The organism is Acidocella sp., assembly GCF_028687955.1.
GTDB lineage: Bacteria > Pseudomonadota > Alphaproteobacteria > Acetobacterales > Acetobacteraceae > Acidocella.
In genome coordinates this window covers 1-25,769 of record NZ_JAQTZC010000001.1, presented here as the reverse complement: position 1 = coordinate 25,769, position 25,769 = coordinate 1, and the positions used below count along the sequence as shown (strand labels likewise).

Annotated in this window: 25 protein-coding genes; 17 read left to right on the top strand and 8 right to left on the bottom strand. The window is 66.4% G+C overall.

The window, feature by feature from the left end; translation table 11 throughout:
* Nucleotides 1–85: 85 nt before the first annotated feature.
* Complete coding sequence (locus PHE40_RS00125; protein WP_299956236.1) at nucleotides 86–919, bottom strand: alpha/beta fold hydrolase; 834 nt, start codon at nucleotides 917–919, stop codon at nucleotides 86–88.
* 72 nt (nucleotides 920–991) lie between these two features.
* Between PHE40_RS00125 and PHE40_RS00120 the strand changes: the two genes are divergently transcribed.
* Nucleotides 992–1,726 carry an SDR family oxidoreductase gene (locus tag PHE40_RS00120; RefSeq protein WP_299956233.1) on the top strand — a complete coding sequence of 245 codons (735 nt, stop codon included), beginning with the start codon at nucleotides 992–994 and terminating at the stop codon, nucleotides 1,724–1,726.
* On the opposite strand, the gene PHE40_RS00115 is transcribed toward PHE40_RS00120, so the two are convergent.
* From PHE40_RS00115 to hrpB, 5 genes are read right to left on the bottom strand one after another with little or no spacing between them, the layout of a single operon-like run.
* Nucleotides 1,699–2,961, bottom strand: coding sequence for an MFS transporter (locus PHE40_RS00115; RefSeq protein WP_299956232.1), 1,263 nt, complete (start codon nucleotides 2,959–2,961; stop codon nucleotides 1,699–1,701). The two genes, PHE40_RS00120 and PHE40_RS00115, sit on opposite strands and share 28 nt — an antisense overlap.
* Nucleotides 2,962–2,968: 7 nt before the next feature.
* Nucleotides 2,969–3,556, bottom strand: coding sequence for a phosphatase PAP2 family protein (locus PHE40_RS00110; protein ID WP_299956229.1), 588 nt, complete (start codon nucleotides 3,554–3,556; stop codon nucleotides 2,969–2,971).
* An 11-nt stretch (nucleotides 3,557–3,567) separates the two neighbouring features.
* Nucleotides 3,568–4,539 carry a quinone oxidoreductase gene (locus PHE40_RS00105; protein WP_299956227.1) on the bottom strand — a complete coding sequence of 324 codons (972 nt, stop codon included), beginning with the start codon at nucleotides 4,537–4,539 and terminating at the stop codon, nucleotides 3,568–3,570.
* Nucleotides 4,536–4,994, bottom strand: coding sequence for a methylated-DNA--[protein]-cysteine S-methyltransferase (locus PHE40_RS00100; protein ID WP_299956223.1), 459 nt, complete (start codon nucleotides 4,992–4,994; stop codon nucleotides 4,536–4,538). Before PHE40_RS00100 ends, PHE40_RS00105 begins: the two co-directional genes overlap by 4 nt.
* 42 nt (nucleotides 4,995–5,036) lie before the next feature.
* Nucleotides 5,037–7,430, bottom strand: a complete 2,394-nt coding sequence (gene hrpB / locus PHE40_RS00095) for an ATP-dependent helicase HrpB (protein WP_299956220.1) — start codon at nucleotides 7,428–7,430, stop codon at nucleotides 5,037–5,039.
* Between the two features lie 45 nt (nucleotides 7,431–7,475).
* Here hrpB and PHE40_RS00090 point away from each other — a divergent pair, with 45 nt between their 5' ends.
* Complete coding sequence (locus PHE40_RS00090; RefSeq protein ID WP_299956217.1) at nucleotides 7,476–9,359, top strand: protein-disulfide reductase DsbD; 1,884 nt, start codon at nucleotides 7,476–7,478, stop codon at nucleotides 9,357–9,359.
* 79 nt (nucleotides 9,360–9,438) lie between these two features.
* Nucleotides 9,439–9,636: a hypothetical protein gene (locus PHE40_RS00085; protein ID WP_299956214.1), complete on the top strand. Its 198-nt coding sequence runs from the start codon at nucleotides 9,439–9,441 to the stop codon at nucleotides 9,634–9,636.
* Here PHE40_RS00085 and rdgB read toward each other — a convergent pair.
* Both rdgB and PHE40_RS00075 read right to left on the bottom strand, forming a co-directional pair.
* On the bottom strand, nucleotides 9,604–10,221 hold the full coding sequence (gene rdgB, locus PHE40_RS00080) for an RdgB/HAM1 family non-canonical purine NTP pyrophosphatase (protein ID WP_299956211.1): 618 nt from the start codon (nucleotides 10,219–10,221) through the stop codon (nucleotides 9,604–9,606). The genes PHE40_RS00085 and rdgB overlap by 33 nt on opposite strands.
* Nucleotides 10,218–10,805, bottom strand: coding sequence for a YqgE/AlgH family protein (locus tag PHE40_RS00075; protein WP_299956209.1), 588 nt, complete (start codon nucleotides 10,803–10,805; stop codon nucleotides 10,218–10,220). The genes rdgB and PHE40_RS00075 overlap by 4 nt, the downstream gene beginning before the upstream one ends.
* Before the next feature lie 123 nt (nucleotides 10,806–10,928).
* Between PHE40_RS00075 and PHE40_RS00070 the strand changes: the two genes are divergently transcribed.
* From PHE40_RS00070 to PHE40_RS00005, 14 genes are all read left to right on the top strand, one after another.
* Nucleotides 10,929–11,408: a peroxiredoxin gene (locus PHE40_RS00070; protein WP_299956206.1), complete on the top strand. Its 480-nt coding sequence runs from the start codon at nucleotides 10,929–10,931 to the stop codon at nucleotides 11,406–11,408.
* A 42-nt stretch (nucleotides 11,409–11,450) separates the two neighbouring features.
* Nucleotides 11,451–12,533, top strand: coding sequence for a glycosyltransferase family 2 protein (locus tag PHE40_RS00065; RefSeq protein ID WP_299956204.1), 1,083 nt, complete (start codon nucleotides 11,451–11,453; stop codon nucleotides 12,531–12,533).
* 2 nt (nucleotides 12,534–12,535) lie between these two features.
* Nucleotides 12,536–14,026, top strand: a complete 1,491-nt coding sequence (locus PHE40_RS00060; RefSeq protein ID WP_299956201.1) for a glycosyltransferase family 39 protein — start codon at nucleotides 12,536–12,538, stop codon at nucleotides 14,024–14,026.
* 45 nt (nucleotides 14,027–14,071) lie between these two features.
* The gene (gene shc / locus PHE40_RS00055) at nucleotides 14,072–15,985 is read left to right on the top strand and encodes a squalene--hopene cyclase (protein WP_299956198.1); all 1,914 of its coding nucleotides are present in this window, start codon (nucleotides 14,072–14,074) and stop codon (nucleotides 15,983–15,985) included.
* A gap of 88 nt (nucleotides 15,986–16,073) precedes the next feature.
* Nucleotides 16,074–16,742, top strand: a complete 669-nt coding sequence (locus tag PHE40_RS00050) for a class I SAM-dependent methyltransferase (RefSeq protein ID WP_299956195.1) — start codon at nucleotides 16,074–16,076, stop codon at nucleotides 16,740–16,742.
* Between the two features lie 212 nt (nucleotides 16,743–16,954).
* A complete protein-coding gene (gene coxB / locus PHE40_RS00045; RefSeq protein WP_299956192.1) occupies nucleotides 16,955–17,788 on the top strand; it encodes a cytochrome c oxidase subunit II in 834 nt (277 codons plus the stop codon).
* A 91-nt stretch (nucleotides 17,789–17,879) separates the two neighbouring features.
* Nucleotides 17,880–19,481 carry a cytochrome c oxidase subunit I gene (gene ctaD, locus PHE40_RS00040; protein ID WP_299956190.1) on the top strand — a complete coding sequence of 534 codons (1,602 nt, stop codon included), beginning with the start codon at nucleotides 17,880–17,882 and terminating at the stop codon, nucleotides 19,479–19,481.
* A 58-nt stretch (nucleotides 19,482–19,539) separates the two neighbouring features.
* Entirely contained in the window at nucleotides 19,540–20,454 is a 915-nt protein-coding gene (locus PHE40_RS00035; protein ID WP_299956187.1) for a heme o synthase, read from the top strand.
* A gap of 1 nt (nucleotide 20,455) precedes the next feature.
* On the top strand, nucleotides 20,456–20,638 hold the full coding sequence (locus tag PHE40_RS00030) for a hypothetical protein (protein WP_299956184.1): 183 nt from the start codon (nucleotides 20,456–20,458) through the stop codon (nucleotides 20,636–20,638).
* A gap of 63 nt (nucleotides 20,639–20,701) precedes the next feature.
* Entirely contained in the window at nucleotides 20,702–21,553 is an 852-nt protein-coding gene (locus PHE40_RS00025) for a cytochrome c oxidase subunit 3 (protein ID WP_299956181.1), read from the top strand.
* Between the two features lie 39 nt (nucleotides 21,554–21,592).
* Nucleotides 21,593–22,297 carry an SURF1 family protein gene (locus PHE40_RS00020; RefSeq protein WP_299956178.1) on the top strand — a complete coding sequence of 235 codons (705 nt, stop codon included), beginning with the start codon at nucleotides 21,593–21,595 and terminating at the stop codon, nucleotides 22,295–22,297.
* The gene (locus tag PHE40_RS00015; protein WP_299956176.1) at nucleotides 22,294–23,772 is read left to right on the top strand and encodes a carboxypeptidase M32; all 1,479 of its coding nucleotides are present in this window, start codon (nucleotides 22,294–22,296) and stop codon (nucleotides 23,770–23,772) included. Before PHE40_RS00020 ends, PHE40_RS00015 begins: the two co-directional genes overlap by 4 nt.
* 4 nt (nucleotides 23,773–23,776) lie before the next feature.
* Entirely contained in the window at nucleotides 23,777–24,982 is a 1,206-nt protein-coding gene (locus PHE40_RS00010) for a low temperature requirement protein A (RefSeq protein WP_299956174.1), read from the top strand.
* On the top strand, nucleotides 24,979–25,769 hold a 791-nt coding region (locus PHE40_RS00005; protein ID WP_299956172.1), incomplete at its 3' end, for a tRNA modification GTPase. The genes PHE40_RS00010 and PHE40_RS00005, both read left to right, overlap by 4 nt.

The following is a 25,769-nucleotide window of genomic DNA, read 5'->3' as shown; positions in this document are numbered from 1 at the left end:
ATTCGGCGCGTGGCCGCCCCACCAGCCCCACGCGCGATATCGCCGGCTCTCATTTTGACTTCGTCAAAATTTCGTTCCGCCCATATCACCAGACAGAATTTTTCAAAAAATGACCCATCAACGCGTTGAAGCGGGGCGCCTCATCCACGAACAGCGCATGGCCTGCATTGTGAAACACCGCAATATGCGTGTGCGGCCGGTCGCGCTGCAAATTCTCCGCCTGCGCCGCCAGATGCGGGCGCACCACATACAGCACTGGCACGCGCGTTGAGAGCAAATCCGCCTTCCACTGCTCGCGCGGCACCGGATAGCGCAGCAGCGCCTGCGCGTCGGCCTCCGGCAGCCGCAGACAGGTCTGCGTCAGCCGGTCCAGATACGCGGGGGACTGCCGGGTCTCGAACATGCCGCACACAAACTGATACATCTTCGCATCATGGTTCAGCACCGGCCCCGGATGATACGGCCCCCATACCGGCGGCGGGTTTTCGCCCACTGAATTATCGATCAACACCAGCCCGGCCAGCTTTGCATCGCCGTCCTGGTGGATATAGGCCAGCGTATCCAGCACCCCGAGCGACCAGCCCGCCACCACCACCCGCCCCGGCAGCCGGTTGAGCAACTCGCCGATATCTTCCCCGCGCCGCACCGGGTCATATCCGCCCGCGCTCACCTGCGAGCGCCCTTGCCCGCGCGGGTCAAATTCCACCACCTGATATTTTTTGCTGAAATACTTGGCCTGCGGCGCGAAAATCCAGCCCGGCATGGTCCATCCGGGCACGAACACGATAATCGGCGCGCCCTTCGGCCCCACCTCGCTATAATGCAGCCGCGTGCCGTCCGAGGCGTTGAAATAATAATCCCGTGCTCGCCCCGGCCCGGCGAGGCCGCAAAAAACCACCAGCAGGAGCAAAAACCGCATGCCTCAATCTGCCCCCCGCGGTGTGTGACCTGTCAATTCAAAAAACGCATCCTGCTTTGCGCGGCGGCGCAAATGCAATACCCTCGGCCCCCAACCACCCAGGTCGAGGACCCGCATGCCCCATCCGCCGTTCGTATCCGCGATTGCATGAGCCAGATCGTCATCGGCGCCACCGGCGGGCTCGGCGCGGCGTTCCTTCAGGCGCTCGGCCCTTCTGCCATCGGTTTTTCGCGCACCAGCACCCCGGCGCTCAACCTTGAGGATGAAGCCTCCATCGCCGCCGCCGCCGCCAGCCTCGTCCGCCCGCCCACCCTCATCATCGATGCCACCGGCTTCCTGCACGGCGGCGGCTTCATGCCGGAGAAAACCTTCGCCGCTCTCAGCCCGGAACACATGGCGCGCTCCTTCGCCATCAACGCCATCGGCCCGGCGCTGCTGCTCAAACATTTCCTGCCCCTGCTGCCGCGCGCCGAGCGCGCCGTATTTGTCAGCCTCTCGGCCAAGGTCGGCAGCATCGGCGACAACCAGTCCGGCGGCTGGTACAGCTACCGCGCCGCCAAGGCCGCGCTCAACCAGATTATCCACACCGCCGCCATCGAGCTGCGCCACAAGCGCCCGCATGCGATCTGCCTCGCCATGCACCCCGGCACGGTCAGCACGCGCCTCTCCGCGCCCTTCGCCAAAACCGGGCTGAACGTGCGCCCGCCCGAGCAGGCCGCGGCCGGAATGCTCAGCGTCATCTCCCGCCTTACCCCCGCCGATTCCGGCAAATTCCTGGCCTATGACGGCGCCGGACTGCCCTGGTGAACCCCGCTGCGCACGACCCTGAAAATCCACCACGTCACCAGCGCATTGCCCGCAGCGCCCCCCAGCAACACAGCCGGCGCGCCAACCCCCCTGGCGTAGAGCAGCGCCGTAATTCCCGCCGCCAGCACGCTCGCCAGCGCATTCATCACATTATTCGCCCCCACCATCCGCGCCCGATGCGAAGCCGCCGAGCGCTCCTGCAACAGCACATACAGCGGCACCGAGAACGTCCCCCCGCACACCGCCAGCAGCAGCAAATCGGCCAGCATATGCCACCCGGCGAAACCGCCCAGCACCGCCGCCACCGTGCCCAGCTTCCCCGCCCGCAGCGCGGTGAACGCAAAATCAGCGGTGAAGACTGAAACCCCGGCCCCCGCCGCCGCCACATAGGCCAGCAGCGACGCATCCTTCACGAACCGCGCCACCGCGAGCGAGCCGATCCCCACCCCCACCGCGAATACAGCCAGCATCAGCGTCACCACATGGCCATCGGCATGCAGAACCTGGCGCGCCAGCGTGGGAAACGCCGCCAGCAGCGTCGCTCCCACCGCCCAGAACCAGCTTATCCCATAAATCGCGAACCACACCGGCGCGTTCTCCCGCGCCAGGCGCACCAGCGCCCAGGTCTCGGCGGCAAAATTCCACCCCGGCCGCAGTTGCGGCTGCGCGCTCGGCGCCATTGGAATCCGGTACGCCGCCAAAATCCCCAGCGCCGCCACGCCCAGGCACGCGCCCGAGGCCGCCATCGCGCCATCGGGCCGCAGCAAAAGCACGCCCCCCAGCACGGTGCCGAGTAATATCCCGGTAAACGTGCCCGCCTCCACCAGCCCGTTGCCCGCCACCAGCTCCTCGCCGGCCAGATGATCCGGCAAAATCCCGTATTTCAGCGGCGAGAAAAACGCCGCCTGCACCCCCAGCCCGAACAGCACCGCCAGCAGCACGGCAAAATTCCCGCTCAAAAACCCCCAGCTCGCCAGCGCCATCAGCCCCAGCTCCCAGAATTTCACCCAGCGGATCAGCCGGGACTTCTCACCCGCATCGGCAATCTGCCCGGCGGTGGCCGAAAACAGCGCATAGGGCAACAAAAACACCCCGCCCGAGAGCGCCACCACCACCGGCCCCAGATGCGCCAGCCGGAATAGCGCCAGCACCACCAGCGCGTTCTTGAACATATTGTCATTCAGCGCGCCTAGCGCCTGCGTCCAGAACAGCGGCGCGAACCGCCGCGCGCGCATCAGCTCCTTAAGCACCGGGCCGCATCAGCAGCAGGGTGCCCCAGGCGCAGAGCATGCCAACCAGCAACCCCGCCAGCACATCGCCCACATAATGATAATCGGCCCCCACCAGCCCCGCCATCACCAGCAATATCACCCCGGCCCAAACCACCCGCCCGCGCGGCGCCAGCACCCACAACACACAAAAAGGCGCCGAGATATAAGCCGTATGCCCAGAGGGAAACCCGCCATAATAAATCGCATTCGAGAACGGCCGGAACCCGTAAACCCCCGCTTTCAGCCAAGCCCAGGGCCAGGACCGGCCAAAAACCCACTTTAACTCATCCTTCGCCGCGCACGCCACCACAACCGCCAGACTCATCAGCAACCAAACCCGCCCCACCGGCCCCAGCCCGCGCAACCGGCGCAACACCGCAACCAGCAAAACCACCCCAGCCCCCGGCAATGCCAGCAGTGACGGCGCCGCCAACCCCTGAAACACCCAACGCCACCGCGCCAACCCCGCGCAATACAACGCCACCGGGCGGTCCAGAAAAACCACGGCAAGCACGGTGGCGGCCGCCAGGAACAGGGCAAACACTCCCTCCCGGCCCAACACGTCTGTTTTCAGGGCAGCAACACCGTGCTGCCGGTGGTTTTGCGGGCTTCCAGCGCCTCATGCGCGGCGGTGGCATGTTCCAGCGGGAAGGTCTGGTTCACCTGTATCTTCACGATCCCCGAGGTCACGGCGTTGAACAGGCTGGCGCTGGCGGCGCGCAGGTCAGCGGCGGTTGCGGTATAGGTGGCGAAGTTCGGGCGGGTGAGAAACAGGCTGCCCTTGGCCGCGAGCAGGCCGATATCGAACGGCGGCACCGGGCCGGAGGCATTGCCGTAGCTTACCATCATGCCCAGCGGCGCCAGGCAGTCCAGGCTGGCGTTGAAGGTATCGCGCCCCACGCTGTCATACACCACGGCCACCATCGCCCCGCCGGTAATGCGTTTCACCTCCGCCGCCAGCCCGCTATAGCCGACAATCGTGTGCTGCGCCCCATTCGCCGCCGCCAGCGCCGCCTTCTCGGGCGTTGAGACCACCCCGATGACATTGGCGCCGATATGGCTAGCCCATTGGCAGATGATCAGCCCCACCCCACCGGCCGCGGCATGCACCAGAATATTCTGCCCCGCCCGCACCTTAAAAGTGCGGTGGAGCAGATATTGCGCGGTCATCCCCGCGAGCATCATCGCGGCGGCGGTTTTGCTGTCGATGCTCTCCGGCAGCTTCACCAGCCGGTCAGCGCTGATCACGCGCTCCGTGGCATAGGCGCCCAGCGGCCCGCCGGCATAGGCCACGCGGTCACCGGGGCGTAGATCGCTCACCTCCTCGCCCACCGCCAGCACAACCCCGGCACCTTCCAGGCCCAGGGTCGCCGGCAGCTGAGTCTTATAAAGCCCGGTGCGGAAATACACGTCGATATAGTTCAGCCCCACCGCCTCATGGCGGATCAGCGCCTCCGCCGGTCCCGGCTGCGGTGTCGGCACCTGCTCCCACTTCATCACCTCCGGCCCGCCGACGGCATGAATACGGATCGCTTTGGTCATCGGCTTTGGGCTCCCGCCAGTTTTTCCAGTTCCAGCAATGCGCGCTTGGTCTCCAGCCCTTCGCCGCCCGAATAGCCCCCCAGGTCGGATGTGCCGACCACGCGGTGGCACGGGATCAGTATCGGGATTGGGTTGGCCGCGTTCGCCCCGCCGACAGAACGCGCCGAACCCCCGGCTTCGGCGGCAATATCGCCATAGTTGCGCGTCTCCCCGGCGGGTATCCGCCGCAGCGCCGCCCACACCTTCCGGCGGTAGGCGCTGCCCGCCGGGTTCAGCGGCAGATCATCAGGCAGGGCCTCGCCGTCAAAATAGGCTTCCAGCGCCGCCTTGGCGCGCAGCAGCACGGGCGATGGCGCCTGCATACTGCCCCAGCCCCATTCCAGGGCGACGATTTCCTCTCCCTCCGCAAACAGGGTGAGATCGCCAACCGGCGAGTGCAAGGAGAGACTGGACATTGTTTGCACGCTAATCTTTGCTCCGGCCGGGATCAAGCGCCGTTATTTCCAGGGCTCCTCCGGCCAGTCATGCCGAGGATAGCGCCCGCGCATGTCGCGGCGCGCATCCGCCCAGCCGCCGCGCCAGAACCCGGCCAGATCCGCGGTGATCGCAATCGGCCGCCCGGCCGGGGAGAGCAGCGCGATCTGTAGCGCCACCTTGCCCCCCGCCAGCTTCGGCGTCGCATCCAGACCGTAGAACGCTTTCGCCCGCGCCGCGGCCACCGGCACCGGCCCGGTATAATCCACCCGTACCTCGCCATGCGGCAGTTTGAGCGCCACAGGCAGCTCCTTATCCAGCCGTATCGCCTGCTCGCGGGTCATCATGGCGCGCAGCACCGCCACCAGATCAACCCCCTTCACCTCGCGCAGATGATTCATCCCCGCCAGATACGGCGCCAGCCATTCCTCAACGTCCGCCGCCAGCGCCGCGCGCGACAAATCCGGATAGTCCGGGTCCACCCCGCGCATCACCGCCACCCGGGCGCATAAATTCTCCGCCGCCTCGCTCCAGTCCAGCGCCTCCAGCCTTGTGGAAACCGCCTTGGCCAGCGCCGTCTGCACCTCATCGGGCGCCGGCGGCAGATATTTGTCGCTCAGCATCAGCGCGCCCAGCCGGACCCGCTCACGCAGCACCACCCCGCCGCTTGCCGGGTCAAACCCTGATTCGCGCACCCGCTTGCACCGCGCCCGCAGCACGGGGGGCAGATCCTCCGCATCCAGCCTCGCCGCCAGGCGTATTTTGGCACCCTTGGCCTCCAGCGAGGCCACCACCAGCAGCCGCGCCCGCCGCAGCGGGTCGGTTGCTCCCAGCGCGCCGCTGCCCCCGCCGGATAGCCTATAAGACCCCGGCTCGCCCCGCGCCTGGCCGATGCGGTCCGGAAACGCCGCCGCCAGCAGCGCCCCGGCATCGCCAACCCCCGGCACCGGCCCCACGCCCAGCCGGTTGCGGTAAATTTTCGCCGCCTGACGCACCCGCGCCAGCCCGGCCCGGTCGCCGTCTATCTTTCCCGCCAGCGCCTCCAGCCGGAGCGTGATATCCGCCGAGGCATCACGCCCCAGCACATCGCGCTCCTCCAAAATCGCCGCAATATCCGCCGCCAGCGCGCGCTCGCCCTTGCTCTGCCCCGCCAGCATCATCGCCGCCAGCCGGGGTGCCGCGCGCAGCCGCGCCATCTCGCGCCCCAGCGGGGTAATCCGCCCGCTGCCCTCCAGCGCGCCCAGCTCCTCCAGCAGCGCGCGCGCCACCTTGGCCGCTCCCGGCGGCGGCGCGTCCACAAACGGCAGGCTCTCGCTCTTCTCGCCCCAGGCCGCGCAGGCCAGCTCCAGCGCGGAGAGTTCGGCCTCCAGAATCTCCGGCGTCTCAAACCCCGGCAGCCCCCGGTGCAGCGCCTCCGACCATAGCCGTATCGCCACCCCCGGCCCTTGCCGCCCTGCCCGCCCCGCTCGCTGCACCGCCGCCGCGCGGCTTATCCGCAAGGTCGCCAGCCGGGTCAGCCCGCTCGCCACATCCAGCTTTGGCGCGCGGCGGAACCCGCCGTCGATCACAATCCGCACCCCCGGAACGGTCAGCGATGTCTCCGCGATCGAGGTCGCCAGCACCACCCGGCGCTGCTCATGCGCGCGCAACGCCAGATCCTGCGCCGCCGGCGATAAATCCCCATGCAGCGGCAGCACCAGCGCCGGGGCGCCCTGCAATGCCGCCTGCGTGCGCTTTATCTCCGCCATGCCCGGCAGAAACACCAGCACATCGCCCTTATGCGCCACCAGCGCCTCGCGCACCGCCTTCGCCGCCGCCTCCGGCAGCTCGCGCGCGGTGGGAATATCGCGTTTGCTGTGGCTCACCGCCACCTCATGCATCCGCCCGTCGCTCTCAATCACCGCCGCCGCCAGCAGCCCCGCGATCTTCTCCGCCTCCGCCGTGGCCGACATCGCCAATATCCGCAGCTCTGGGCGCAATGTGCGCTGCAAATCCAGCACCAGCGCCAGGCCGAGGTCCGCGTCCAGGCTGCGCTCATGCACCTCGTCGAAAATCACCAGCGCCACCCCGCTCAACCCTGGGTCGGCCAGCAACCGGCTTGTCAGCAGCCCTTCGGTGATCACCTCCACCACCGTCTCGCCCGAAACCGCGCTCTCCAGCCGGGTACGAAACCCCACCCGCTGCCCCACCGCCTCGCCCAACATCCCCGCCATGCGCTGCGCCGCCGCGCGCGCCGCCAGCCGGCGCGGCTCCAGCAGCAGAATTTTGCCTCCCACCCCGGCGCGCAGCAGCGCCAGCGGCACCAGCGTGGTCTTGCCCGCCCCCGGCGGCGCCACCAGCACGGCGTTTTTCGCCTGTCCCAGCAAGCATTCCAGCAGCGCGGGCAACACATCATTCACAGGTAAATCGTCGGTCATCGCCCCCGGATACCACCACAAGCCCAACCGTGCGATATTCCCCCCATGCGCGCCCTGCTCCTGTTGTTCCTGCTTCTGCCCGGCCTTGCTTTTGGGGCCACCAGCAACGTCTTCACCTCCCCGCGGGATTCCGTCCGCCTCATCTCCGCCGCCAACACCGGCCCTGATGTGCCGCTCGCGCTGCAATTTCAGCTCGCCCCCGGCTGGCATATCTATTGGTCCAACCCGGGTGATGCCGGTTTCCCCCCCCGCATCATCGCCGCCGCGCCCGCCAACTTCGGCCAGCTTAGCTTCCCGCCGCCTGAATTATTCCACCAGGGCCCGGTCACCGCCTATGTGCTCTCGGGCAAGGTGCTGCTGCCTTTTATGGCCCATAACGCCGGGTCATCCGTCACCGCCGCCGCGTCCTGGCTGGTCTGCTCCGATATTTGCATCCCCGAACACGCAAGCTTCACCCTGCCGCTGCCTGGCGGCCCCTCGGCCGAGGCCGCGCTCTTCACCGGCCCCAAAATCATCGCCTCGCCCTTCCCGGCCACCATCGCGCCGGATGGCACGCTCACCCTCACCGGCCCCACCGCCGCCCAGGTCGCCGCGGCCCATTTCTTCCCCGCCGCGCCGGGCATGCTGGAAAACGGCGCGCCGCAGCGCCTCGCCTTCACCGCCAGCGGGCTCACCCTCGGCCTCACCCTGGCGCCCGGCCACAAGCCGCTCACCGGCCTGCTCGAACTCACCGACCCCTCGGGCGCCACCCAATCGCTCACCCTGGCGCCCGCGCCCGGCGCCGCGCCCGCGCATCCGCCCTATCTGCTGCTGGCGTTCCTCGGCGGGCTGATCCTTAATTTCATGCCTTGCGTGTTCCCGATCCTGGCGATGAAGGCCGTGCTCATCTCGCGCCTCGGCGGCGTGGACACCAAAATCCGCCACGAGGCATTCGGCTACACCTTCGGCGTGCTCGCCACCATGCTGGCCATGGGCGCCACCCTGCTCGCCCTGCGCGCGCTGGGCGCCGCCGCCGGCTGGGGCTTTCAGTTCCAGTCGCCCATCTTCGTCGCCCTCATCGCCTGGGTCATCTTCGCGCTCACCCTCAACCTCGCCGGGCTGTTCGCGCTCTCCGCCCCCGCCGCTTTGGGCCGGCTCCCGGTCCAGCACAGCATCTCCACCGGGGCGCTGGCCGTCATTGTCGCCACGCCGTGCAGCGCGCCCTTCATGGGCACCGCCGTCGCCGCCGCCCTGGCCGCGCCGCCGTTCATGGCGCTCGGCATCTTCCTCGCCCTTGGCCTCGGCCTCGCCGCCCCCTTCCTGCTGCTCGCCAGCATCCCCCGCCTGGCGCACCTCATCCCGCGCCCCGGTGCCTGGATGCTCTGGCTGCAACGCGCCCTCGCCCTGCCCATGGCGGCCACCTTCGCCTGGCTCGCCTGGGTGCTGTTCCACCAGACCGGCCTGCCGGGCCTGCTGCTGCTGCTGCTCGGCGCCGCCATCCTCGCCGCCGCGCTCACCCGCAAGCCGCTGCGCCCGCTGGCCCTGGCGCTGCTGTTGCTGCTGCCGCTGCTGCGCACCCAGGCCGCCGCCCCGGCGCTCACCCTGCCCGGCGCACTGCCCTACACCGCCGCCCGCCTCGCCCAGTTGCGCGCGGCAAAAACCCCGGTTTTCATAGACCTCACCGCCGCCTGGTGCGTCACCTGCCTGGTCAATGAGGCCACAACCCTCAAAAACCCCGGCGTTGAAGCCGCCTTCGCCGCTACCCGCACCGCTCTGCTCGCCGGCGACTGGACCAATAAAAACCCCGCCATCACCGCCCTGCTCGCCGCCAACCACCGCGACGGCGTGCCCCTCTACCTTTATTACGCCCCCGGTGCGTCCACCCCGCTCATCCTGCCGCAAATCCTCACGGCGGCGGCGGTGCGGGCGGCGCTGCGGGGGAGCCGTTAAGGACTATTTATCTTGCAGAAATAAGCCAGCAACAAAGCCGGATTATAAGGGCGTGATGGATAGCAGGAGGGTGTTTCGGATGCGGCGAATTCTCTGGGCCATTGTCATACTGTCGCCGTTCTTCGCGCTTGCGCAGAGCGACCATGTTTCGCCATCTTCCGTGCGGCAATTCGCCAGCGCCATGGTGCTCAATACCTCGAATAAAATCGCCGATCTGGTGCTGCCGTTGATGGACAGCCAGGGCCTAGCCGCCCACCGCGCGCCCCGCAACAGCTGAACCGGCCAGCCGCGCCGCCACCTGCGCGAACGCCCGCGCCCGGTGGCTGATTGCGTCCTTCACCGCGCTGCCCAGCTCGGCATAGGTTTTCTCATACCCATCGGGCACAAACACCGGATCATAGCCAAACCCGCCCGCGCCCCCGGCTTCCCGCGCGATCATCCCGTCCGCCTGGCCGATGAAGGTCGCTGTTGTGCCATCAGGCTGCGCGAGGCACAGCGCGCACACAAACCGCGCCCGCCACTCCCCCGCCGCCGCGCAGGCCGCGATAATCCGCGTGAACGCCGCCCCGTAATCCCCGGCCGCATACCTGGCTGAAAACACGCCAGGCCCGCCGCCCAGCGCCGCCACGCACAGCCCGGAATCATCGGCCAGCGCCGCAATCCCCGCCGCGCGCGCCGCCGCCAGCGCCTTCAGCCGTGCATTTCCGGCAAAATCATCCGCGCTCTCCGCCGGTTCGGCCAGCCCCATCGCGCCCGCGCCCACCGCCTCTATCCCCAGCGGCGCCAGCAGCGCGGCGAATTCCTTCAGCTTCCCCGCGTTATGCGTGGCGATCAAAATCCGCTTCGGCCGGTCCGCGCTCATGCCCGCCCCGCCTCGTGCGAGAGCATCCCCGGATCAATCCGTAGCTTCGCCAGCGCGCGCTGCCACTTGGTCAGATACGCGGTGTCATACACCAGCGCTTCATCAGCCGGCACGCTCAGCCATGAATTCCGCCTGATCTCCTCATCAAGCTGCCCCTCGTCCCAGCCCGCATACCCCAGCAGCAGGCGCGCCTGGCTCGGCCCGCCGCCTTCGGCCAGCGCCTGCAACACCTCCAGATTGGCGGTCAGCACATAATCCTCGTCCACCGCCATGCTTCCCTCGGTCACCCAATCGGGCGAATGCAGCACGAACCCGCGTGAATCTTCCACCGGCCCGCCCGAGCCCACCCGGATCTCGCGTTTGGGCGGCACCGGCTCCACCCCTAGCTGGCGCAGCAGCGCGTCGAAGCCCGGCGTCTTCATCGGCCGGTTCAGCATCATGCCCATCGCCCCCTCGGGGGTATGCGCGCAAATAAAAATCACGCTCTGCGCGAAACGCGGGTCCTGCATGGCCGGCATCGCGATCAATAATTGCCCGGTCAGCCAGTCCGGCTCCTTAAACCCCTGTGTTTCTTTCTGTGCCATAACCCTGATCATATTATCGCCCCCCGGCGCCCGCCAGCCCCATTTATCATTGCGGGGTAACTCTTCACGGCCCCGGCCACTTCGTATAGGTAGGCGCATCTATTTGGAAACGAGGGACCAGCCATGATCAAGACCGGTGACAAAATTCCAGCCATGAAACTGATGATCGCCACGCCGGAAGGCCCGCGCGAGGCTGATACCGCAACCCTCTTCGGCCCCGGCAAGGTGGTGATGTTCGCTGTCCCCGGCGCCTTCACCCCCACCTGCTCGGCCAAGCACCTCCCCGGTTTCGTCGAGCACGCGGCCGCGTTCAAGGCCAAGGGCGTTGAGCGCATCATCTGCATGGCCGTCAACGATGCCTTCGTTCTCGGCGCCTGGGCCAAGGAACACAAAGCGTGTGACTCCATCACCTTCCTGGCTGACGGCTCGGGCGCCTTCACCAAGGCTCTCGGCCTGGAGCTGGACCTTGTTGCCCGTGGCCTTGGCATCCGCAGCCAGCGCTTCGCCCTCGTCGCGCAGGATGGCATCGTCACCCATCTCGCCATCGAGGAACCCGGCGGGTTTGACATCAGCCGCGCCGAGGCCGTGCTCGAAGCGCTCTGAATCCTTGCGGCCGCAGGTCATCACCGCGGGGGATCGCAGAGTTTGAGTACCACTCTCACTGTCGTCGTGCCGTGCTATAACGAGCGCGCCAACGTCGCGCCCATGGTCGCGGCGTTGGATGCGGCGCTCGTCGGCCTGGCCTGGGAGGTGGTCTTCGTCGATGATGACAGCCCCGACGGCACGGCCGCGGCGGCGCGCGAGATCGCCCGGCATGACCCGCGGGTGCGCTGCATCCGCCGTATCGGGCGGCGCGGGCTGTCCTCGGCGGTGATCGAGGGGGCGCTGTCCTCCTCGGCGGATTACATCGCGGTGATCGACGGCGATTTGCAGCATGATGAAACCCGCCTGCCCCTCATGCTCCAGGCCGTCGCGAACGGGGCGGACATGGCGGTCGGCTCGCGCCATGTCGAGGGCGGGGATTCCTCCGGCCTGTCGTCCCCCCTGCGGGTCAAACTCTCCGAGACCGGCATCCGCATCGCGCAGATGGTCACCAAAACCAGCATTACCGACCCGATGAGCGGGTTTTTTCTGCTGCGGCGCGATTTATTCGAGCAACTGGCATCGCGGCTCACCGGCCAGGGTTTCAAAATTCTGCTGGATCTCATCCTCGCCGCGCCCTCACGCCTCACCATCGCCGAGATCCCCTATAAATTCCGCCCCCGCACCGCCGGCGAGAGCAAGCTCGATATATTGGTCCTGGCCCAGTTCGCCGGGCTGCTGATCGACAAACTGCTCGGCGGCGCGGTGCCGCTGCGCTTCATCTCCTTCGCGCTGGTCGGCGGCTTCGGCGTACTGGTGAACCTGCTGGTGCTCCAGCTTACCCGCTCCGCGGGGCTGGATTTCGCAACTTCCCAGACCATCGGCACCATCGTCGCCATGGTTGCCAATTTTCAGCTCAACAACCAGCTCACCTACCGTGCGCAACGCCTGAAAGGCCCACGCGCCTGGCGCGGCCTGGTGCTGTTTTTGGCCGTATGCAGCCTGGGCGCCATCGCCAACGTCGGCATCGCCCGCGCCTTATATGCCGAGAACGGCTCCACCCTGTTCTCCGGCGCGGCCGGCGCGGCCGTCGGCGTGGTATGGAACTACGCGGTCTCCGCCACGCTGGTCTGGCGCGTGCGCTAGCCATGCGCCTCGCTCTCCTGGCGCTGGCGGCGCTCACGGCGCTGCGGCTGGCGCTCGCGGCCAGCGTGCCCCTGGCGCCGGATGAAGCCTATTACTTCCTCTGGTCGCGCCATCTCCAGCCCGGCTATTTTGACCACCCGCCCATGGTCGCGTTGTGGATCCGCGCCGGCACCACCCTGCTCGGCACCGGGCCCTTGGGCATCCGCCTGCTCGGCCCGCTCTCGGCCGCGCTCGGCTCCCTGTTGCTCTGGGATGCGGGCGAGCAGCTTTTCCCCGGCCGCCAGGCGGGGCTCGCGGCGGCGGCGCTGCTCAACGCCACGCTGATGTTTGGCACCGGCGCCATTTTGATGACGCCCGACACCCCGCTGCTGTTTTTCTGGACCGCCAGCCTCGCCGCCCTGGCCCGGCTGCTTTCCAGCGGCAACCCGCGCTGGTGGCTGGCCGTGGGCCTCGCTGCCGGGCTAGCCCTGCTCTCCAAATATACCGCATTGCTCTTCATCGCCTCGGTGTTCCTCTGGCTGCTCACCGCGCCGCCCGGCCGCGCCGCGCTGCGCACCCCCTGGCCCTGGGCGGCGGTGGCGCTGGCCTTCCTGGTCTTCGCGCCCGACATCGCCTGGAACGCCGCCCACCAATGGGTCAGCTACCTCAAACAGGGCGGGCGCGAGTTCATCCCTCAGCTGCTCCATACCGATACCACCGGCTTCCTCACCCCCTCGCATCTCCAGCCCGCGCTCAATTTCAGCCCGCCCGCCGCGCCGCACGGCTTCAGCCTGCCGCGCCCGGTGCAGTTTTTTGGCGAGTTCTGGGGCGGCCAGCTCGGCCTGTTCACCCCGTTCATCTTTTTCCTCGTCCTGGGCGGCCTGTGGGCGCTGCGCCGCTCGCCCGCCCCGGCCGCGCGTCTGCTCCTTTGGCTCACCCTGCTGCCCGGCGCGGTGTTTCTCGAACATGTCCTCAAGGGCCGGGTGCAAGCCAACTGGCTGGCCATCCTCTACCCCTCCGCCTGCCTCGCCGCCGCCGCGCTGCCCGCGCCAACCCTGCGCCGCTGGTTCAACCCCGCCGTGGCGCTGGGGTTTTTCCTCACCGCCGTGGTTTATGCCCAGGCGCTCACGCATTTCCTGCCGCTGCCGCCCCGCGCTGATCCCTCGGCCCTGCAAATGGCCGGCTGGCGGGGTCTCGGCCGCGCCGCCGGCGCGCTCAAACCGCGCCCGGCCTTTCTCGCCTCCGACGATTACGCCACCGCCGCCGCCCTGGCCTATTACGGCCCCAAAGACATCCCCGTCGCCGGGTTTGACGATTACCGCTGGGCCTATTTTACCTTCCCCCCGGCCAATCTACAAAACAAGACCGGCCTGTTCATCACCCGCTATCAGCCGCCTGACTGCATGACCCCGCCCGCAACCCTCACCCGCCTGCTCGGGCGGCACATCATCGAGCGCTACCATGTTTGCTACGTCACCGCCGCCGCGCCTGGCGTGCTGCTCGCCGGGCCTTGAGCCCGCCCCTGGCAAACCGCGCGGAATTTTGCCAAACGGCATAGCATGAACGCCAACCTCGACACCGCGATTGACCGCGCCAGCGCCGCCCTGCGCGGCGAGCAGCGCCCGGATGGGCATTTTGTCTACGAGCTGGAGGCCGACGCCACCATCCCGGCCGAATATGTGCTGCTGGAACATTATCTGGACCGCATCACCCCCGGTCTACAGGAAAAAATCGGCGTCTACCTGCGGCGCATCCAGGGCGAGCACACCACCAACCCCGGCGGCTGGCCGCTCTTTCATGGCGGCAAGTTTGACCTCTCGGCCAGCGTGAAAGCCTATTTCGCGCTGAAGGCCATCGGTGACTCCCCCGAGGCTGCGCACATGCGCCGCGCCAGAGCCGCCATCCTCGCGCATGGGGGCGCCGCGCGCGTCAATGTCTTCACCCGCATCCAGCTGGCCCTCTTCGGCGCCGTGCCGTGGGATGCCAGCCCCGTCGTGCCCATCGAGCTGATGCTGATGCCGGGCTGGTTTCCCATCAACATGCGCAAGGTCTCCTACTGGTCGCGCACGGTGATGACGCCGCTGATGGTCCTCGCCGCCACAAAACCCCTCGCCCGCAACCCGCGCAACATCCGCATCGACGAGCTGTTCACCACCCCGCCGGCCCAGGTGCGCGACTGGATACGCGGCCCCTATAAATCCGCCTGGGGGCCGTTCTTCAAACATCTGGACACCGTTTTGCGCGCCGCCGAACCCTGGTTCCCGAAAAAATACCGCGCGCGCGCCATCGGCAAGGCCATCGCCTGGACCATAGAACGCCTCAATGGCGAGGACGGGCTGGGCGCCATCTACCCCGCCATGGCCAACGCGGCGATGATGTTTGACCATTTCGGCGACCGGGAACATTTCGCCACCGCCTTCGCCGCGGTGCAAAAGCTCCTCGTCATCAAGGACGATGAAGCCTATTGCCAGCCCTGCCTCTCTCCGGTGTGGGACACCGGCCTCGCCGGCCACGCTTTGCTGGAAGCCGGCGCCCCCGGCCCTGCCGCCGCCGCGTGCGACTGGCTGGCGCCCCGGCAAATCCTCGATGTCGTGGGCGACTGGGCGGACAACACCCCCGGCACCCGCCCCGGCGGCTGGGCCTTCCAGTACAACAACGCCCACTACCCCGATGTTGATGACACCGCCGTGGTCGCCATGCTGATGCACCGCACCGGCGAGCCGCGCTACGCCGGGGCCATCGCGCGCGCGCGCGAATGGATCATCGGCATGCAGTCCACTAACGGCGCCTGGGGCGCGTTTGATATCAATAACGACCGCCAATACCTCAACCACATCCCCTTCGCGGACCACGGCGCCCTGCTCGACCCGCCGACCGAGGATGTCACCGCGCGCTGCATCTCCTTTCTCGCCCAGCTTGGCCAAGCGCAGGACCAGCCGGCCATCGCGCGCGGCGTGCAATATCTGCGCGAGACCCAATGCCCGGATGGCTCCTGGTTCGGCCGCTGGGGCACGAATTACATCTACGGCACCTGGTCTGTGCTCTGCGCGCTCAATGCGGCGGGCGTGGCGCATGACGACCCGGCGATTACCCGCGCCGCCACCTGGCTCATCGCCAAGCAGCGGGCTGACGGCGGCTGGGGCGAGGATTGCGAGAGCTACGCGGGCGCGCCCCCCGGCGAATTCCACGGCGAGGCGGCGCAAAGCCTGCCCAGCCAGACCGCCTGGGCGATGCTCGGTCTCATGGCCGCGGGCCTTGCGGACCATGATGCGGTGAAAAAAGGCGCCGCCTATCTCCAGGGCGCGCAGGACGCGCAAGGCAGCTGGAGCGAGCAGGCCTACAACGCCGTCGGCTTCCCGCGGGTGTTCTACCTCAAATATCACGGCTACCCGCGTTTCTTCCCGCTGCTGGCGCTCAGCCGCTACCGCACCCTGCTCACCGCCAACGTCCGGCAGGTGAAATTCGGCTTCTGAAACCGCGCCGGAACAGATCAGCCATTGCCTTGACCACCGATTATGCGCCAAGGTCCTTATGAATACGATGACAAATTGAGGACACCACATGGCTGATGCTTTTGGCACGGCATTAAAAGGGCCACGCGCGCCAATGGATGCCGACGCCGTGCGCGCCGCCTACAAGCGGCAGGTGGTCTTTTATGACAACTGGTTCGGTCTCGTCTCGCAACACAGCCGGCTTGCCGCTGTGGCGGCGGTCAACCGCGCGCCGGGTGAGCAGGTGCTGGAAGTCGGGGTGGGCACGGGCCTGGCCCTGCCGCATTACAGCCCGGCCAAGCGCGTCACCGGCATCGACCTTTCGGCGGACATGCTGCTCAAGGCGCGCGCGCGCGCCTTGACGCTCGGCCTGCGCAACATCGAGGCCCTGCAGGAGATGGACGCCCAGGCCACCACCTTCCCCGATGCCTCGTTCGATATCGCGGTTGCCATGTTCGTTGCCTCCGTGGTGCCTAAACCGCGCCTGCTGTTCGCGGAGTTGAAGCGCGTCGTCAAACCCGGTGGCACCATTTTGCTGGTCAACCATTTCGCCCGCGCGCGCGGGCCCATCTGGTGGGTGGAACGCGCCCTCGCCCCGGCCTCCGCGCTGATCGGCTGGCACCCGGATTTCCGCACCGGCCATATTTTTGATGCCGCCGATCTCAAAGCCGCCCGCATCACCAAAATGCCGCCCTTCAGCCTGTTCAGCCTGGTTGAGCTGACCAACGAACCCAGCTAAAAGCTGGAATTTTCGCGCCCCGGACGGGGCAAGCGGAAACCCTGCCATGATCCTGTCATGATAGAGTGACCTCGCCACCGCCGCGCGGTGCGCCGTGCTGCGCTAAATTCCTTCGCCCTGGAAACTTGATCTTATGGGGGCTGGCTTATATCAGGATGGAATTCAGGACGGACCGGCTCTACGGTCTGCGCACTTAAGCGGGATTAACGAGAATGAAGCGGTGTATCACTTCGGCATTGGGCGTGGCTGGCTTGCTGGTCTTGTTTGGCCACGCGGCGCTGGCGCAGGCCACCGCCACAGACCCATCGGCGGCGGCGAACGTCTATGTCGACGCGCCGCATAACTGGCAGATGTGGTTTACCACCGCCGGCAGCCCGATGATGGTGAAGATCGACTGGCTGATGGAACTCGTGCTCTGGATCATGGCCGGGGTGGTCGGTTTCGTCGGCGTGCTGATGGTCTATGTCTTCATTCGTTTCCGCGCCGGGCGCAACAAGGTGCCCAGCACGGTCACCCACAACACCCTCATCGAGGTGATCTGGATTGTGGTGCCCACCCTGCTGCTGGCGGTCATCGTCATCCCCTCGATCAACCTGATCTATTACGAAGCCGATGACTCCAACCCCTACCTCACCATCAATGTCACCGGCCACCAGTGGTACTGGGAATATAGCTACCCCGGCGTGCAGGGCGGGCTAGACTACACCAGCTACATGATCCCCGACAACCAGATCCAGCCCGGCGAAATCCGCCGCCTCTCGGTTGACCACCCGATGGTCGTCCCCGCCGGTGAGAAGATCAAATTCGTCATCACCAGCGCCGATGTGCTGCACGCCTTCTACCTGCCCTCGCTCGGCATGCAGCGCTATGCCATCCCCGGCACCAACCTCACGCAGTGGACCATCATTCCCAAGGTTGGCACCTATTACGGCCAGTGCAACCAGATCTGCGGCGTCGGCCATGACGCGATGCCCATCGAGATCAAGGCCGTTCCGCTCGCGGACTACCTCAACTGGGTAAAATACGCGCAGGCGAATTATCAATGAACATAATGCCGTGTTCTCCGCTATCATCCCCCTTGCCAGTTAACGCGCTGGCCGCCGCTTCTTCGTATTAAGTCCCGGACAGGAGCCAGATATGACCGCAACCACCCACGACCATTCAGACCATTTGCACGAGGCCCATCATCAGAAGGGCTTCGTTGAACGCTGGCTGATGAGCACCAACCATAAGGACATCGGCACCCTCTACATCACCATGGGGGTAATCGGCGCCTGCGTCGGCGGCGTGCTCTCCGTCATCATGCGCCAGCAGCTCATGTATCCGCATAACGACATCATCACCTCCGGCGCCGCGTGGAACGCGATCATCACCGCGCACGGGCTGATCATGATTTTCTGGTTCGTCATGCCCGCCCTCATCGGCGGCTTTGGCAACTGGTTCGTGCCGATGATGATCGGCGCGCCGGACATGGCCTTCCCCCGCCTGAACAACATGAGCTTCTGGTTCCTCGCCGCGGGCTTCGTGTTCGTGATGATCGGGCTGCTGCTCGGCGATGGCGCCGGCGCGGGCTGGACCCTCTACCCCCCGCTGGACAACGCCCAGTACTCCCCCGGCATGGCGACTGACTTCTCGCTGTTCTCGCTGCATTTGGCGGGCATTTCCTCGCTGCTGGGCGCCATCAACTTCATCGCCACCATCCTGAACATGCGCGCGCCGGGCATGACCATGCACAAGATGCCCCTGTTCTGCTGGGCCATCCTGGTCACCGCCTTCCTGCTGCTGCTCGCCATCCCCGTGCTGGCCGGCGCCGTCACCATGCTCATCATGGACCGCAACTTCGGCACCTCCTTCTTCGAACCCTCCGGCGGCGGCGATCCGGTGCTGTTCCAGCATCTGTTCTGGTTCTTCGGCCACCCGGAAGTCTACATCATGATCCTGCCGGCCTTCGGCATCATCAGCCATGTGGTCTCCACCTTCTCGCGCAAGCCGATCTTCGGCTATCTCGGCATGGCCTACGCGATGGTCGTCATCGGCTTCGTCGGCTTCATCGTCTGGGCGCACCACATGTTCGTCTCGGCCATCAGCACTGACAGCAAGGTCTATTTCGAGGTCGCCACGCTGGTCATCGCGGTGCCCACCGGCATCAAAATCTTCTCCTGGATCGCCACCATGTGGGGCGGCTCCATCGAGTTCAAAACCCCGATGCTCTGGGCTGTCGGCTTCATCTTCCTCTTCGTCATCGGCGGCGCCACCGGCGTCGTGCTGGCTAATGCCGGTCTCGACCAGGAGCTCCATAACAACTACTTCCTCATCGCGCATTTCCATTATGTGCTCTCGATGGGCGCCGCCTTCGCGGTGTTCGCCGGGTTCTACTACTGGATCGGCAAGATGGCCGGCCACCCCTACCCGGAATTCTGGGGCAAGGTGCATTTCTGGACCTTCTTCATCGGCGTGAACCTCACCTTCTTCCCGATGCACTTCCTGGGCCTGGCCGGCATGCCGCGCCGCTACCCGGACTATGCCGACGCCTTCGCCGGCTGGAACTATGTCTCCTCCATCGGCTCCATCATCTCCGCCGTCTCCACCCTGGTGTTTTTCTATGTGCTCTACGCGGTGTTCACCTCCAAGGAGAGCCTGGCTGATAACTACTGGGGCGAGGGTGCCACCACGCTGGAATGGGCCGTGCCCTCTCCCGCGCCGCACCACACCTTTGAAGACGTTCCGGTCATCCGTTAATGGAGGGGGTGTCTCTCATTGTCATGCCGGCGCCAGCTGGCATTCGCGGGCCTGACGCATGAGTGACTCCACCCTCTCGGGCGGGCTCAGCGTCAGCACCGCCGCTGACTGGTTTTCCCTGCTCAAGCCCCGGGTGATGTCGCTGGTCGTCTTCACCGGGGCCATCGGCCTCATCGTCGCGCCCACGCAAATCAACCCGTTGCTCAGCTTCACCGCCATTCTGTGCATCGCGCTGGCCGCGGGCGCGGCGGGCGCCATCAACATGTGGTATGACGCCGATATCGACGCGGTAATGCGCCGCACCGCCTCGCGCCCCATCCCCGCCGGGCGCATCACCGCGCGTGATGCCCTGGGCTATGGCATTGTGCTCTCGGTGCTCTCGGTGCTGCTGATGGCCATGGCTACCAATCTGGTAGCCGCCGGGCTGCTCGCGTTCTCGATTTTTTATTACGTGTTCATCTACACCATGTGGCTCAAGCGCAGCACGCCGCAGAACATCGTCATCGGCGGTGCCGCCGGGGCGTTTCCGCCGGTCATCGGCTGGGCCGCCGCCACCGGCCATGTTTCGCTGCTGCCGGTGCTGCTGTTCACCATCGTGTTTTTCTGGACCCCGCCGCATTTCTGGTCGCTGGCCCTGTTCGCCTCGGGTGATTACGAGCGCGCCGGGGTGCCGATGCTCCCCGTTGTCAAAGGCCCGCGCCACACCCGGATCAACATCATGGTCTATTCGGTGCTGCTGCTGCCCATCGCGCTCTCGCCCTATCTGCTGGGGCTGTGCGGTGTGGTTTACGGCGCCTGCGCGCTCGTGCTCAGCCTGGCGTTCTGCTTGTATTGCTGGCGCGTCCTTACCGACCAGCAGGATGCCCAGGGCCACAGCCTGACCAGCAACGCCCCGGCGCGCGCGGCGTTCAAATTCTCCATCCTGTATCTTTTCATTCTGTTCGGCGCCTGCGCCGTGGACCGGTTCATTTAGCATGAACGATCAAATGCCCCGGACCGAGCTTAGCAAGTCCAACTGGACGCCCGAGGAGCGGGCGCAATTCATCCGCCATCGCCGGGGCCGCAATTTGCTGCTGCTGGCGGCGCTGGCGGGTTTCAGCGTGCTGGTTTACGCCATCGCCATCGTGAAACTTCACGAATACGGGCAAATGTGGTGAAATTCGGGGAACGGTGGAAACTAGTTTCAGGGATCAATTTTTTGGCGAAGAGAGTGTAGACATATGAGCAGCCCAGCCCATTCGGCGACAGACCAGATCAAAGGCACCGTCCCGCACCCATACCATCTGGTCGACCCGAGCATCCTGCCGCTCTGCGGCGGCCTCGCCGCCATGACCACTTTTGCGGGCATCATCCTGGCGGCGCATTTTCACAGCTTCGGCCTGCTGGCAGTCGGCCTGCTCTTCGTGGCCTCCACCATGTTCCTCTGGTGGCGCGATGTGGTGTCCGAGGCCCGCACCCCCGGCATGCACAAGGTCATCACCCAGGTCGGCCTGCGTTATGGCATGGCGCTGTTCATCACCTCGGAGGTGATGTTCTTCGTCTCCTTCTTCTGGAACTATTTCAACTATTTCTTCTTCCCCGAAAAAATGGGCACGGCCTTCGCGCCGGTGTGGCCGCCCCAGGGTGTCACCACGATTGACCCATTCGCCATCCCGCTGTTCAACACCATGGTGCTGCTCCTCTCGGGCACCACCATCACCTGGGCGCACCACAGCCTGCTGGAGGGCGACAATAAAAACACCGTACGCGGCCTTGCCGTCACCGTGATGCTGGGCGTGATGTTCCTCTGCGGCCAGGCGTGGGAATACACCCATTCGCCGTTCCCCTTCTATCATGGCGGCATTTTCGCATCCTCCTTCTTCATCGCCACCGGCTTCCATGGCGTGCATGTCATCGTCGGCACGGTGTTCCTCACCGTCTGCCTGTTCCGGGCGATGAAGGGCCAGTTCACCCCGCAGCGCCATTTCGGCTTCGAGGCCGCCGCCTGGTACTGGCACTTCGTGGACGTGGTGTGGCTTTTCCTCTTCGTCTGCATCTACTTCCTGGGCCGCAGCGCGATTGTCGCGGGCTAGTCCATCCCCCAGCGCCATGCCGGTGAAAGCCGGCATCGCATGACCCCGCCCAAGTGGAAGCGGCTGATTGCCCCCGGCATCTCCGCTTTCATCACGTTCTGGCTGCTGATCGCGCTGGGCGTGTGGCAGTTGCACCGGCTCAAGTGGAAGGAGGGGATTCTCGCAGCCATCCATACCGCTGAAATTTCGGCGCCGATCCCGCTGCCTGATCATCCCACGCCGTTCGAGAAGGTCTCCATCGCCGGGGCCTGGGTTCCTGGCAAGGCCGCGCTTTATGGCGATGAGGTGCATGACAGCCCAACCGGCCCCATCGCGGGCGGTGAAATCCTCATGCCTTTCGCGCGGCCCAACGGGCAGATCGTGCTGGTGGACCTCGGCTGGGTGCCGCAACAAACCCCCACGCCATACCCGGAGTCCGCCGGGCCAACCCAGGTGGCGGGCTATCTGCACAGCAGCATTACCCCCGGCTGGTTCGCAGCGCCGGACAGTCCGGGGCAGGGGCTGTATTACACCCTCAACACCGCCAAAATCGCCGCCGGCATGGGGCTGCAAAACGTCAACCCGAAAATCCTTATCGCCATGGGGCCGTTGCCGCCCCCCGGCAGCCCCGCGCCGCAACCCGCGCAGCATTTGCCCACGCCGCCGAATAATCATTATGAATACGCGCTCACCTGGTTCGGTTTCGCGGGCGTTCTGGTGTTCGAATTCTTCTTCTTCGCCCGGAAAAGGCTGCTGGACCCATGACGTCTTATAAGCGCCTGGAGCAGGCATTCGCCCGCATCGCCACGCTGAACGAAGCGGCGGCCATGCTGGGTTGGGACGCGGCGGCGATGATGCCCCCCGGTGGCGCGCAGGCGCGGGGCGAGCAGATGGCGACCCTGGCCGGTCTCTCGCACGAGCTGCTCACCGCCCCGGCGCTGGCTGATGACTTTGCCGCCGTCACCCCGCCGGCTGACCCCTGGGCGCGGCAGAACCTCGCCCTGATGCGCGAGGCCCACACCCGCGCCACCGCCCTCCCGCGAGACCTGGTGGAGGCCAGCTCGCGCGCCAATAGCGCCTGCGAGACCATCTGGCGCACCGCCCGCAAGGAATCGGATTTTGCCGCCGTCCGCCCGGCGCTGGCGGAGGTGTTCAACCTCACCCGCCAGTCCGCGCAAATTCTGGGCGCGGCGCTTGGCCTCTCGCCCTATGATGCGCTGATGACGCAGTATCAGCGCGGCATCCACGCCGCCGATGTGGCGCCGATTTTCGGAAATTATGAAATATTTCTGCAAAAAGCCCTGCCGCAGGCTGAGGAAATCCAGAACCGGCAAAGCCATGAGAGCCTGCCTCCCGGCCCCTACGCCACCGCGATTCAAGAGGCGCTGTGCCGCCAGCTTGCCGCCGCCGCCGGGCTGAATTTCACCTCCGCCCGGTTGGACCGCTCCGCCCACCCGTTTTGCGGCGGTACGCCCACGGACATCCGCATCACCACCCGCTATGACGAAGCTGACTCGCTCTCCGCCATCACCGGCGTGCTGCATGAAACCGGCCACGCCTTGTATGAGCAGCAACTCCCCGCCGCGTGGCGCCGCCAGCCGGTGGGGCAGGCGGCCGGCATGGCCACGCATGAGAGCCAGTCGCTGATCATCGAGATGCAGGCCGTGCGCTCTGATGCCTTTCTCGGCTATCTGGCGCCTGTTCTTGGCAACGCCTTCAACAAACCCATCACACCGGCGGTATTGCGGCGGCGGCTGCGGCATGTGGCGCGCAGTTTCATCCGTGTGGAGGCCGATGAGTTGACCTATCCGGCGCATGTGCTGCTGCGCTTCCGGCTGGAGCAGGCGCTGCTTGCGGGAGACTTGGCGGTGGCTGACCTGCCGGGCGCCTGGAACGATGGCTTGCATGATCTCCTCGGCATCACCCCGCCGGATGACGCGCAAGGCTGCCTGCAGGACATCCATTGGTATGATGGCGCGATCGGCTATTTTCCCAGCTACACCCTGGGGGCGATGGCAGCGGCCCAGCTTTTCGCCGCTGCCCGCAAGGCGCTGCCCGCGCTGGAGGCGCATCTGGCCGCCGGGGATTTCGCGCCCCTCGCGGGGTGGCTGGCGCGGCATATTCACGGGCAGGCGTCGCGGCTTGGGTTCAATGAACTTCTTGCAGCTGCCACCGGGGAGAATTTGAATCCGGCGGCTTTCCAGGAACACCTAACGTCACGATATTTAACGGCAAGTTAGTTTAATGACTTTTCCTCTCGCCCCGCGCAGCTACCTGCGCCCGCGTAAGGGGCAGGGGAATGCGCCGGTCACGCAGGTGGAAGTGTTTTTCGATCTGGTGTTCGCCTTCGCGGTCACCCAGCTCGCCGCCACGCTGTACACCGATCTCACGCCGGCCGGGCTCCTGCACACGCTCATGCTGTTCGCGGCGGTGTGGTGGGTGTGGGTCTATACCGCCTGGGTGACCAACTGGCTGGACCCGCGCCACCGCCCGGTGCAGCTCATGCTCATTGCGCTTAGCTTCCTCGGGCTTTTGCTCTCCGCCTCGCTGCCCGGCGCTTTTGCCGCGCGGGGCCTCAGTTTTGCCGTGGGCTATGTGGTCATGCAGCTTGGCCGCAGCCTGTTCATGCTTTGGGCGGTGCGCGGCCACCATGCGGGCAATTTTCGTAATATGCGGCGCATTGTCATCTGGTTTTCGCTCTCCGGCCTGTTCTGGCTGGCCGGGGGCCTGGCCACCGGCCTATTGCGCGAAAAACTCTGGCTGCTCGCCCTGGCGGTGGATATTTCCGCCCCGGCCATGGGGTATTATGTGCCGGGGCTGGGCCGCTCGGCCACGGCGGATTGGAATGTTGACAGCTACCATCTGGCCGAACGCTGCGCGGGGTTCATCCTCATCGCGCTGGGGGAGTCCATCACGGTCACCGGCGCGGCGTTTTTCGCTTTGCACTGGGACTGGCTGAACTTCGCCGCGTTTTTCGTGGCGTTTCTGAGCAGCGTGGCGCTGTGGTGGATTTATTTTGACAATGCCGCCGAACGCACCGCCGATGCTTTTGCCCATGCGGCGGACCCCGGCCGGATTGCCCGCGCGGCCTATACCTATCTGCACGGCTTGCTGGTGGCGGGCATCATCGCCGATGCCGCGGCGGACGCGCTGCTGCTGCATGAGCCGGGCGCACCGGCCTCGGCGGCTAGCGGGCTGATGATTCTGGGCGGTCCGGCGCTGTATCTGCTGGGCAATGGGCTGTTCCGCAGCCGTCTGGCGCCTCGCTTTCCTCCCTCGCATGCCTACGGGATGCTGCTGCTTGGCGGCCTGGTGCTGGCGGCGCCTGAACTCAGCGAGCTGGCGTTGGCCGCGGCGGTGGCGCTGGTGCTGGTTTTTGTCGCGGTGCTGAGTGAGATACTGCTCCGCCGCCGTGGGCCGGGGGTGCGCCAACCGGCGGTGAAGCCATGAGCACGATATTTTCACCCATTACCGGGCGGGGCGGGGCCGTCACCGTGTTGCGGCTTTCCGGGCCGGGGGCGTTGGAACTCACCGCCGCGCTGGCGGGCGGGCTGCCCGCGCCGCGCCATGCCGCGCTGCGGCCACTGCGCTGGCGGGGCAGGGTGCTGGACCATGCGCTGGTCACCAGCTTCCCCGGCCCGCATAGTTTCACCGGCGAGGACAGCGCGGAGCTGGCGCTGCACGGCGGGCGCGCGGTGTTTGCGGCCGTCTCGGAGGCGCTGGTGGCGCTGGGCGCGCGCCCAGCGGAGCCGGGGGAGTTCTCCCGCCGCGCTTTCCTGAACGGCCGCATGGATTTTCTGGAAGCCGAAGCGATGGCTGACCTGATCGCCGCCGAAACCGAGGCGCAGCGCGCGCAGGCGATCGAGGGTGCGGACGCGCTGCAAAAAACCTGCGAAACTTGGCGGGAGTCACTGCGCCAGAGCATGGCGCAGCAGGAGGCGCTGATCGACTTTCCCGATGAGGATCTGCCTCCCGATGTCGAAGCCGCTCTGGTGCGGCGGATTGCTGAGATTCACGGCGAAATGCAGGAGATTCTGGAAGCCGCCCCGGCGGCGGCGCGGCTGCGCGAAGGGTTGGAATTCGTCATCCTCGGCGCGCCGAACGCGGGAAAGTCCACGCTGCTGAACGCGCTGGCCGGCGAGGAGGTGGCGATTGTCTCCGATACCCCCGGCACCACGCGCGATGCGCTGGGCGTGCGGGTGGATTTGGGCGGCGTGCCGGTGCACCTGACCGACAC

Bases quoted from the DNA above. Each gene is read 5' to 3' on its own strand.
- PHE40_RS00020 (WP_299956178.1), top strand. From the start codon at position 21,593: ATGACCCCGCCCAAGTGGAAGCGGCTGATTGCCCCCGGCATCTCCGCT.
- PHE40_RS00070 (WP_299956206.1), top strand. From the start codon at position 10,929: ATGATCAAGACCGGTGACAAAATTCCAGCCATGAAACTGATGATCGCC.
- PHE40_RS00010 (WP_299956174.1), top strand. From the start codon at position 23,777: ATGACTTTTCCTCTCGCCCCGCGCAGCTACCTGCGCCCGCGTAAGGGG.
- PHE40_RS00090 (WP_299956217.1), top strand. From the start codon at position 7,476: ATGCGCGCCCTGCTCCTGTTGTTCCTGCTTCTGCCCGGCCTTGCTTTT.
- PHE40_RS00125 (WP_299956236.1), bottom strand. From the start codon at position 919: ATGCGGTTTTTGCTCCTGCTGGTGGTTTTTTGCGGCCTCGCCGGGCCG.
- ctaD (WP_299956190.1), top strand. From the start codon at position 17,880: ATGACCGCAACCACCCACGACCATTCAGACCATTTGCACGAGGCCCAT.
- coxB (WP_299956192.1), top strand. From the start codon at position 16,955: ATGAAGCGGTGTATCACTTCGGCATTGGGCGTGGCTGGCTTGCTGGTC.
- PHE40_RS00075 (WP_299956209.1), bottom strand. From the start codon at position 10,805: ATGGCACAGAAAGAAACACAGGGGTTTAAGGAGCCGGACTGGCTGACC.
- PHE40_RS00120 (WP_299956233.1), top strand. From the start codon at position 992: ATGCAATACCCTCGGCCCCCAACCACCCAGGTCGAGGACCCGCATGCC.
- PHE40_RS00115 (WP_299956232.1), bottom strand. From the start codon at position 2,961: ATGCGCGCGCGGCGGTTCGCGCCGCTGTTCTGGACGCAGGCGCTAGGC.
- rdgB (WP_299956211.1), bottom strand. From the start codon at position 10,221: ATGAGCGCGGACCGGCCGAAGCGGATTTTGATCGCCACGCATAACGCG.
- PHE40_RS00100 (WP_299956223.1), bottom strand. From the start codon at position 4,994: ATGTCCAGTCTCTCCTTGCACTCGCCGGTTGGCGATCTCACCCTGTTT.
- PHE40_RS00025 (WP_299956181.1), top strand. From the start codon at position 20,702: ATGAGCAGCCCAGCCCATTCGGCGACAGACCAGATCAAAGGCACCGTC.
- PHE40_RS00035 (WP_299956187.1), top strand. From the start codon at position 19,540: ATGAGTGACTCCACCCTCTCGGGCGGGCTCAGCGTCAGCACCGCCGCT.
- PHE40_RS00015 (WP_299956176.1), top strand. From the start codon at position 22,294: ATGACGTCTTATAAGCGCCTGGAGCAGGCATTCGCCCGCATCGCCACG.
- PHE40_RS00085 (WP_299956214.1), top strand. From the start codon at position 9,439: ATGCGGCGAATTCTCTGGGCCATTGTCATACTGTCGCCGTTCTTCGCG.
- shc (WP_299956198.1), top strand. From the start codon at position 14,072: ATGAACGCCAACCTCGACACCGCGATTGACCGCGCCAGCGCCGCCCTG.
- PHE40_RS00050 (WP_299956195.1), top strand. From the start codon at position 16,074: ATGGCTGATGCTTTTGGCACGGCATTAAAAGGGCCACGCGCGCCAATG.
- PHE40_RS00030 (WP_299956184.1), top strand. From the start codon at position 20,456: ATGAACGATCAAATGCCCCGGACCGAGCTTAGCAAGTCCAACTGGACG.
- PHE40_RS00105 (WP_299956227.1), bottom strand. From the start codon at position 4,539: ATGACCAAAGCGATCCGTATTCATGCCGTCGGCGGGCCGGAGGTGATG.
- hrpB (WP_299956220.1), bottom strand. From the start codon at position 7,430: ATGACCGACGATTTACCTGTGAATGATGTGTTGCCCGCGCTGCTGGAA.
- PHE40_RS00060 (WP_299956201.1), top strand. From the start codon at position 12,536: ATGCGCCTCGCTCTCCTGGCGCTGGCGGCGCTCACGGCGCTGCGGCTG.